The sequence below is a fragment of the Clostridium sp. AM27-28 genome (assembly GCF_003480955.1).
GTDB lineage: Bacteria > Bacillota > Clostridia > Lachnospirales > Lachnospiraceae > Otoolea > Otoolea fessa.
In genome coordinates, this window is the sequence record NZ_QUJT01000022.1 from 1 (window position 1) to 8683 (window position 8683).

Below are 8683 nucleotides of genomic sequence, written 5' to 3' on the forward strand. Positions count from 1 at the left end.
GTGTTGGATAAAAACACGAAGCTGCCGCACCTTAGTGCGACAGCCCCTTTTTTATGAAAATGAAAACAAATAAAAAACCAAAAGTCCCTAAACAGCTGCCATTACCTTCCGCTCTCTGTAAAAATAAGGAGTTTCTCTCTTTGCTGTCTGCTTTTTAAGTGTTTCATCGGTCAATTTGCGGACAGACTGCAAAATCCTCAGATGCGTCTCCAGAGGGAGTGCATCAACGGTCAGTTCCGCTTTTTTCGTGCATCCATCCACACCGCCTGCTGCCACAACCCGGCGGAGCAATTCTGTCTCGGTGCGGTCAGAAGGGAGAAGATTCCGTCCTAATTCCAGGGAGAGCAGGGAGGCAATGCCCCAGCCCCACCAGTTGGAAACGCCGCTTGCCAGCGTCAGGTCTGCTGCTTCTGCGGTGCAGATAAGTTCGCCGTGTGGAACACCTGCGAGAATTTCACGGCGGAAGGTCCCCATTCCCATCTCGTTGCCGCCATCTCCGATGGAAATGACCGTGGCACCAGCTTCTCTGGCAGCAGACAGGAAAAGAGCCGAATCCGTGATCATGTCGTCGAGCTGTTCACCGCGCATGCTATGATAATGTCCGTTTTCAGCTTTACCTGGGCGCTCCAGGCTGATCAGATGGGTCGGTTTTGCATCACGGATAAAGGTGCGGATAAAGTTATCCGTATTCTGTTCCGGCAGACGGATCAAGGTTGCCTGCGGAGCGCGGAAGCGGAGAGCCGCTTCCAGATGCGGATAAGAAGACCAGTCGGTTACGACTGACACGCCGCAGCCAGCTGCCGTCAGCGCTGCTGCGAGGTTGGCAGTTCCGGAAGGTCCATCCGTCTCGCCGGTAATAGAACCGTCTGGCATTCGAACCGGGAAACCGGTCAAAAGAACGGCTCTTTTCGCATGGGCGAGAGAAGCAGACACAGCCGCAAGTGGGGAAGCAGGCAGAGATGCTAAAAGTCCGCGACCGCCAAAATCCTGTTTCATAATTGAATCTAAAGTTTCATAAAAAGTCATGGTATCAATCCTCCAGGTATACTGCATTGTGCAGAAATTGACAGGGGATTTTCTATCTGGATGATCCGAGCGCTTATTTACTGGATAATTTCCAAATCAAAAAAGATTGGAAGTAGTCCGGTATGGTAGCTGTATCGGAATCATGTGCAATAAAAAAAGACCCACGTATCCTGTAAGATTCATGGCTCTTATTTACGAAGGGAGCATCCGGGCAGGAGTCCCGATAAATAAAAGAATCTGTTTTGTTATACTTATATTGTAAATGAAAAATATCAGACTGTCAATTCCAAATTTATTTTACGGCTGACAGAAAGCAAAATTTGGAATATAATAAAAAATGGGGTAACTGTTCAGTAGGTCAGCGCATTTACTGCGCTGACCGTACGAAAATATGGGTCAGCAGGCAAAAATCCCATTGCCGTAGGCAATTTTTAATGGATTTTTGCTTGTGGCTGTGAAGGTACTGAACAGCTACAAAATAGGCATATAAACAAGCTCAGAAATAAAAGCAGACAAGAAAATGGATAGAGAGAATGAAACGAGAATCAAATGAGATAAAAAAAGAAAATGACCGCGCCGCATCGTTCATGCGCTTCTGCGAGGTAGTCCGCCATCTCCGTGCCGAGGACGGCTGTCCGTGGGATCGGGCGCAGACGCATACATCGCTGAAACCGTACTGCATTGAAGAAGCGGCAGAGGTGATTGGCGGTATCAATATCTGGGAGGCGACCGGCGATGCGGAGAACCTGAAAGAAGAACTGGGGGATTTAATGCTGCAGATTCTTCTTCACGCCCAGATCGCGGAGGAAGAAGGACTGTTTACGATACGGGAGGTCATGGATGGCGCCAGTGAAAAAATGATCCGCCGCCATCCGCACGTGTTTGGTAAGTCGATGCTGTCCGAACAGGGAGAATCGGTCACGGATTGGGATGCAATCAAGAAGCAGGAAAAAGCCGGAAAAGAGTGGACGGAAGCGTATCTTCCGGGAGCACTGGAAGAGGCGGGGAAACTGCTCGAGCGGGCAAAAGAGCGGAAAGGCATCAAAAAATAACATTTGAGATGCTTCAATACTGAAATAAATAGAAAAATCTATATATAAAAAGGCATTCGGTCAAAATGGAATGCCTTCGTTCATTTATAAATGCTAATTCGTACTTTTCGGCAAAGACTGACTTTCTTTTACCAGATCTTCTAAAGTAATATTATAGAAGAAATTGTGTACAACCTGATCAAAGCGTTTCCACATCGGCAGGGTCACGCAGCTTGTCTGACGTTCGCACGGCGGCGCATCCGGTGCAAGGCAGGCAACGGAAGAGAGAGAGCCTTCGGTCAGTTCCAGAATCTCTCCGGCGGTATATTCATTCATCGGACGGGTCAGACGGTAACCGCCGCCTTTGCCGCGCTGTCCTTCCAGTAATTTATTTTTGACCAGAACCTTCAAGATGATTTCCAGATACTTTTCAGAAATCTGCTGACGGGTGGCAATTTCATTCAGTGGTATATATCCAGCAGAATTTTGTTCCGCCAGATCGATCATAACGCGCAGGGCGTATCTTCCTTTTGTTGATATCATTCGGTAACCTCCTTACTATTAACCAATTATAACGCAAGGTAATAGGACTTTCAAGGAGAAAAGCGTGGAAAACAAAGAAAAAAAGTTTTTTCCTAATACCTATTGACAAAGTTGGTTTATAAGAGTATCATTAAGCCATCGAGTTCGGAAAGAACATGAAAATGAAAAGGAGGCAGATACAATGGCAAGACAGAATATTGTATGGAACGGAAATCTGATGTGTTGTTGTCGAATGTGTAATTCCCGGGCATTTTATATGGTCAGGTAAATTTGCATATCTGCCGTTCAAGAGAATGACAACGATTTAAGATGCAAGCCATTTGCCCGGGAGCTTAAAGAAGATTAAGCGGTCCGGCTTTTTATTTACCCAAAAAGCCAAATATACATTTGCATAAGCAAATATAATATTGCGGAAAAAGCAATTATTTTATAGAAAGCTTGAAAATAAATGGAAAAACGCTTGCTCAAATAAAAAAATGAATATAAAATAAAAACGAATTTACATACTAGGAAATAAACTTCCAGAAAAAGAAAGAGAGGTATTTTGAGATGGGAAACTATAGATTTGAGACTCTTCAGTTACACGTAGGTCAGGAGCAGCCGGATCCGGCAACCGATTCTAGAGCCGTTCCGATTTATCAGACCACTTCTTATGTATTTAAAAATTCCGCCCATGCGGCAGCACGTTTTGGTCTGGCAGATGCCGGTAACATTTACGGACGTCTGACCAACTCCACACAGGATGTATTTGAGAAGAGAATCGCAGCACTGGAGGGCGGCGTTGCAGCACTGGCAACCGCATCCGGCGCAGCTGCTATTACATATACAATCGAGGCACTGGCAGCAGACGGCGGTCACATCGTAGCACAGAAGACCATCTACGGAGGCAGCTATAACCTTTTAGAGCATACACTTTCCCATTTCGGTGTATCTACAACTTTCGTAGATGCTCATAATCTGGAAGCGGTAGAAGGTGCAATTCAGGAAAATACCCGTGCTATCTATCTGGAGACTCTCGGAAATCCGAATAGTGATATCCCGGACATCGACGCGATCGCTGAGATTGCACACAAACACGGACTTCCGTTAGTCATTGACAATACATTTGGTACACCGTACCTGATTCGCCCGATCGAGCATGGCGCAGATATTGTCGTACATTCCGCTACCAAGTTCATCGGCGGACACGGAACCACTCTGGGCGGCATCATCGTAGATTCCGGTAAATTTGACTGGAAAGCAAGCGGCAAATATCCGGCAATCGCAGATCCGAATCCGAGCTACCACGGCGTATCTTTCGTAGAGGCAGCAGGTCCGGCAGCATTCGTTACCTACATCCGTGCTATCCTTCTGCGTGATATGGGCGCTACGATTTCCCCGTTCAACGCATTCCTGCTTCTTCAGGGAACTGAGACATTGTCTCTGCGTATCGACCGTCATGTGGAAAATACCAAGAAGGTTGTTGAGTACCTGTCCAAACATCCGTTAGTAGAGCACGTAAATCATCCGTCTCTGCCGAATCATCCGGATCATGCCCTGTATGAGAAATATTTCCCGAACGGCGGCGCTTCTATATTCACCTTTGAGATCAAGGGCGGACAGGCAGAAGCTCATAAGTTCATCGACAACCTGCAGCTCTTTTCCCTGTTAGCAAACGTAGCAGATGTAAAGAGCCTGGTTATCCATCCAGCAACAACAACCCACTCCCAGCTGACCGACGAGGAGCTGGCCGATCAGGGCATTAAGCAGAACACCATCCGTCTGTCCATTGGTACCGAGCATATCGACGATATCATCGAGGATCTGGAGCGTGGATTTGCAGCTCTGAAATAAGTAAGAGTGTGTCGGGCTGAGAATCCGAGTCATATACATAATAAATGGTAAATTGATAAAATGCGGTGTCATTTGCCAACTCTTCTTTAAGCAGGGAAGAACGGCAGATAACGCTGCATTTTTACTATTCCATTTTGGAAGAAAAAGGCGTAGAAAAATTCATACCAAACCGCCTTTCACAGGGTAAAATGCTGAATTGTTGGGATTTAAGGAGGAAACGGGTAGGCGAGTCTTGACAATAAGGGCGGGTAAGTGGTAATTTATCAGATAGAAGGATACAGAGCTGTACATTTGTGATATAGGGGGGCTCTGGATTCCACCATAAAATTTAAGAATGAGGTGCAAAAAATGCAGGAGATGAAACCGATTAAAGAAGGAAAAGTCCGTGAAATCTATGACAATGGAGACAGCCTGATTATGGTTGCAACGGATCGTATCAGTTGCTTTGATGTTATCTTACATAATGAAGTGACAAACAAAGGCAAGGTACTGACACAGATGTCCAAGTTCTGGTTTGACCTGACGAAAGACATTATCCCGAATCACATGATTTCCGTAGATGTAAAAGACATGCCGGAATTCTTCCAGCAGGAGAAATTCGAAGGAAAGAGCATGATGTGCCGTAAGCTTGAGATGCTTCCGATTGAGTGCATCGTCCGCGGTTATATCACAGGAAGCGGCTGGGCAAGCTACCAGAAGACCGGAAAGGTTTGTGGAATTGAACTGCCGGAAGGCTTAAAAGAGTCTGACAAACTGCCGGAGCCGATCTACACACCGTCCACTAAGGCAGAGATTGGCGATCATGATGAAAACATCTCCTATGAGCAGAGCGTAGATCATCTGGAAAAATACTTCCCGGGCAAGGGAAAGGAGTATGCAGATAAGCTGCGTGAATACACGATTGCACTTTACAAAAAATGTGCGGAGTACGCACTGGAAAAAGGTATCATTATCGCAGATACCAAGTTTGAGTTCGGTCTGGATGAGAATGGCAACATCGTTCTTGGTGATGAGATGCTGACTCCGGACAGCTCCCGTTTCTGGCCGGCACAGGGCTACGAGGCAGGACATTCCCAGCCGTCCTTCGACAAGCAGTTTGCACGCGATTGGCTGACCGCTCATCCGGGCAATGACTGGACACTCCCGCAGGAGATTGTGGACAAGACCATTGAAAAATATCTTCAGAGCTATGAGATGCTGACCGGCGAAAAGCTGGCATAAGCGGATCGCTCGATGCAGCCGGTCAGGTAGCGGAAGAAAATGCATTGAATAAAAGAAAAAAAGCTGCTGTGAAAAGAATGAAATTCTTGTTTCGCGGCAGCTTTTATATATGGAAATAAAAAACAAATATATCGCTAGTTCGTAATCTGCAGCAGAGGGGCTGTTTACAGATGTGTGCTTTTGAAAGGGAAAATAAAAGATGCGCGATTTCATGGATTTATTTAGCTTAAAGGGGAAAAAAGCGATCGTTACGGGCGGAACCAGAGGACTCGGCTATGGCATGGCAGAGGGACTGTGCAGAGCTGGGGCGGAGGTTGCTATTTTGGGAACAAGTGAGAAGGTGCGGGAGAGCGCTGATGCGCTTGCACGGACAACCGGTGTGGTGGTTCACGGAATAGTGGGAGATCTGGTAAGAGAAGAGGAGGTTCCGAATATCTATAAGCGTCTGGTGGAAAGTCTTGATGGTCAGGCGGATATACTGGTAAACTGTGCGGGAGTTCAGCACCGGTGCGTGGCAGAAGATTTTCCGATGGAAGAGTGGAATCGGATTCTGCGAGTAAATTTAGGTGCTATGTTCCAGATGTCTCAGCTGGCGGCGCGGGATATGCTGCAGCGTGGATACGGCAGGATTATTAATGTGGCATCGATGACCTCCTTCTTCGGAAGTGTGATGATACCGGCATACGCGGCAAGTAAGGGCGGTGTGGCGCAGCTCACGAAAGCCTGCTCCAATGAATGGTCATCGTGTGGTGTGACCGTCAATGCGATCGCACCTGGTTATATGGAGACAAAGCTCACATCGGACATGAAAGCCAAAAATCCGGATCAGTATGAAGAGGTAACGGCGCGGATCCCGATGCACCGCTGGGGGAAGGCGGAGGATCTGGCAGGAATTACCGTGTTTTTAGCGAGTGACGCGGCAGAATATATAACGGGAGCGGTAATCCCGGTGGATGGCGGCTACCTGGCGAAGTAAACGAGAGAAAAGGAAAGAAATATGAATCTATTTGATATAGTAGGTCCGGTGATGGTCGGACCGTCCAGTTCCCACACAGCGGGCGCGGTTCGGATTGGATTTGTGGCGCAGAAGCTTCTTGGGGAACCGGTTAAGCGGGCAAGGATTGGTCTGTACGGCTCATTTCTGGCAACGGGAACCGGACACGGAACCCAGAAAGCGCTGATTGCGGGACTTTTAGGAATGGTGCCGGACGACATGCGGATTCCGGACAGCTTCCACCTGGCAGAGGAGAAGGGGATTGAGTTTTCCTTTGAGGAAGCCAATTTAAAAGAGGCGCATCCAAATTCAGCGGAACTGGAGCTTGAGGGCGTTTCTGGGCGCAGCCTGACGGTAGTAGGTGAATCCCTGGGTGGCTCACGGATTAATATTGCGAAGGTTGATGGGATCGATGCTAATTTTTCCGGCAGTTATCCAACCTTGGTTGTCCACAATGACGATCAGCCGGGACATGTGGCGGATGTGACGGCGATGCTGGCGCACAAATCGATCAACATTGCGACGATGCAGCTCTACCGTGCGGCGCGCGGCGGCATGGCAGTGATGGTTATTGAGTGTGATCAAGAGATTCCGGAAGAAGGGCTTGTGTGGCTGCGCCGCCAGGAGGGCATCAGGAAGGTAACGTATTTAAGTCTTCGATAGGAAGGGTTCATATAAGAAAAGGAATGGAACGGGAAAATGGAAATGTTATATCATTCAGTGAATGATCTAATCCGCTTAGCGAACGAATATCAGATTCCGCTTTGGAAGGTGGTTCTTCTGGCGGATGTGCAGGAACGCCAGGTGACGGTGGAAGAATCGTTTGAAACAATGCGGCAGATGTATCAGGCGATGCGCCAGGCAGATCAGGAATACGACGGCTCGATCGTCTCGGCAAGTGGAATGGCGGGCGGCGACGGAGAAAAACTGCACGCATACAATGCCTCCGGTCGCAGCCTGGCGGGCGGATACATGGGGCTTGTGATGGAAAAAGCGGTGAAAATGGGAGAGTCCAACGCCTGTATGAAACGAATCGTGGCGGCTCCGACGGCGGGCGCATGCGGGGTGATTCCGGCGGTATTTTTGTCGTATGAGGAATATTGTAAGGAAACGGAGAACCGGATGGTCGAGGCGCTCTTTGTCAGTGCAGGAATCGGTGCGGTTATTGCAGAAAATGCGAGCATCGCCGGTGCATCGGGTGGATGCCAGGCGGAGATTGGTTCAGCAAGTGCGATGGCAGCAGGGGGGCTGGCATATCTGCAGGGCGGCGATGCGGAGTGTATCGCGAATGCAGCGGCATTTGCCCTCAAAAATATGTTGGGACTAACCTGTGATCCGGTCTGCGGTCTGGTTGAAGTTCCGTGTATCAAGCGGAATTCCGCTGGCGCCGTCAATGCGGCGGTCAGCGCGCAGATGGCAATGGCGGGAATCAAGAGCGCGATCCCGGCAGACGAGGTCGTCGATTCCATGCGCCGGATCGGCAATGCGCTTCCGGCTGCTTTACGCGAGACGAGTGAAGGCGGTCTGGCAGTGACCGAGAGCGCCAGAAAGATAGCAGAACGGATGGGAAAGAAGGAACACATTGCTAAGAAAACCCGGGAAGGCAATGAAAATCAATAGAGCCAGACAGCACGCGATTGCAGAACCTGTCAGAACTGTTCCAGCTGCTGATTAGAAAATGAAATTGTAGAAGAAAGAACAGCAATATAGAAATAGCTCTGTTTAAATGATGCCAGAATATTCTTAAAAATCACAAAAAAACATATAAAATAGCAAATTTAGAAAAATGCTTGACTTTCCGGGAATGCTCTGGTATCATAACATACGTCTTCGAGACAAGGACAAAAACAAAACACGAAACGAAAGAAATGATTTGAAGATTCTTGATGAACTCAGAAAAATTTCGAAAAAACGTGGATTTGTAAAAAATAAAAAAGTGTTGACAAAAGCAAAAACTTTTGATAAACTATAAAAGTTGCTGCTGAGGCAACAACAAAGAACCTTGAAAACTGAACAGTATGTAAAACCCTGAAAA

The 8683-nt window shown here is 47.7% G+C and carries 8 protein-coding genes; 6 read left to right on the plus strand and 2 right to left on the minus strand.

Annotated features, from left to right (window positions below; translation table 11 throughout):
* Window positions 1–87 precede the first annotated feature (87 nt).
* A complete protein-coding gene (locus DW720_RS15165) occupies window positions 88–1026 on the minus strand; it encodes a DUF4392 domain-containing protein (RefSeq protein ID WP_118570162.1) in 939 nt (312 codons plus the stop codon).
* A gap of 533 nt (window positions 1027–1559) precedes the next feature.
* Here DW720_RS15165 and DW720_RS15170 point away from each other — a divergent pair.
* On the plus strand, window positions 1560–2078 hold the full coding sequence (locus DW720_RS15170) for a MazG nucleotide pyrophosphohydrolase domain-containing protein (protein ID WP_182427958.1): 519 nt from the start codon (window positions 1560–1562) through the stop codon (window positions 2076–2078).
* A gap of 93 nt (window positions 2079–2171) precedes the next feature.
* Here the strand turns inward: DW720_RS15170 and DW720_RS15175 are convergent, their stop codons facing one another.
* Window positions 2172–2600: an Rrf2 family transcriptional regulator gene (locus DW720_RS15175; RefSeq protein ID WP_118293863.1), complete on the minus strand. Its 429-nt coding sequence runs from the start codon at window positions 2598–2600 to the stop codon at window positions 2172–2174.
* Between the two features lie 549 nt (window positions 2601–3149).
* Here DW720_RS15175 and DW720_RS15180 point away from each other — a divergent pair.
* The 5 genes from DW720_RS15180 (at window position 3150) to sdaAA (ending at window position 8268) form a co-directional block, all read left to right on the plus strand.
* Window positions 3150–4433: an O-acetylhomoserine aminocarboxypropyltransferase/cysteine synthase family protein gene (locus tag DW720_RS15180; protein ID WP_107000465.1), complete on the plus strand. Its 1284-nt coding sequence runs from the start codon at window positions 3150–3152 to the stop codon at window positions 4431–4433.
* A gap of 348 nt (window positions 4434–4781) precedes the next feature.
* Window positions 4782–5654 carry a phosphoribosylaminoimidazolesuccinocarboxamide synthase gene (locus DW720_RS15185; RefSeq protein WP_022359439.1) on the plus strand — a complete coding sequence of 291 codons (873 nt, stop codon included), beginning with the start codon at window positions 4782–4784 and terminating at the stop codon, window positions 5652–5654.
* A 211-nt stretch (window positions 5655–5865) separates the two neighbouring features.
* Window positions 5866–6630, plus strand: a complete 765-nt coding sequence (locus DW720_RS15190; RefSeq protein ID WP_333549887.1) for an SDR family oxidoreductase — start codon at window positions 5866–5868, stop codon at window positions 6628–6630.
* Between the two features lie 21 nt (window positions 6631–6651).
* Window positions 6652–7311: an L-serine ammonia-lyase, iron-sulfur-dependent subunit beta gene (sdaAB, locus tag DW720_RS15195; RefSeq protein WP_118749808.1), complete on the plus strand. Its 660-nt coding sequence runs from the start codon at window positions 6652–6654 to the stop codon at window positions 7309–7311.
* Window positions 7312–7353: 42 nt separating this feature from the next.
* Window positions 7354–8268, plus strand: a complete 915-nt coding sequence (sdaAA, locus tag DW720_RS15200) for an L-serine ammonia-lyase, iron-sulfur-dependent, subunit alpha (protein WP_118742931.1) — start codon at window positions 7354–7356, stop codon at window positions 8266–8268.
* The last annotated feature ends 415 nt before the right edge of the window (window positions 8269–8683 follow it).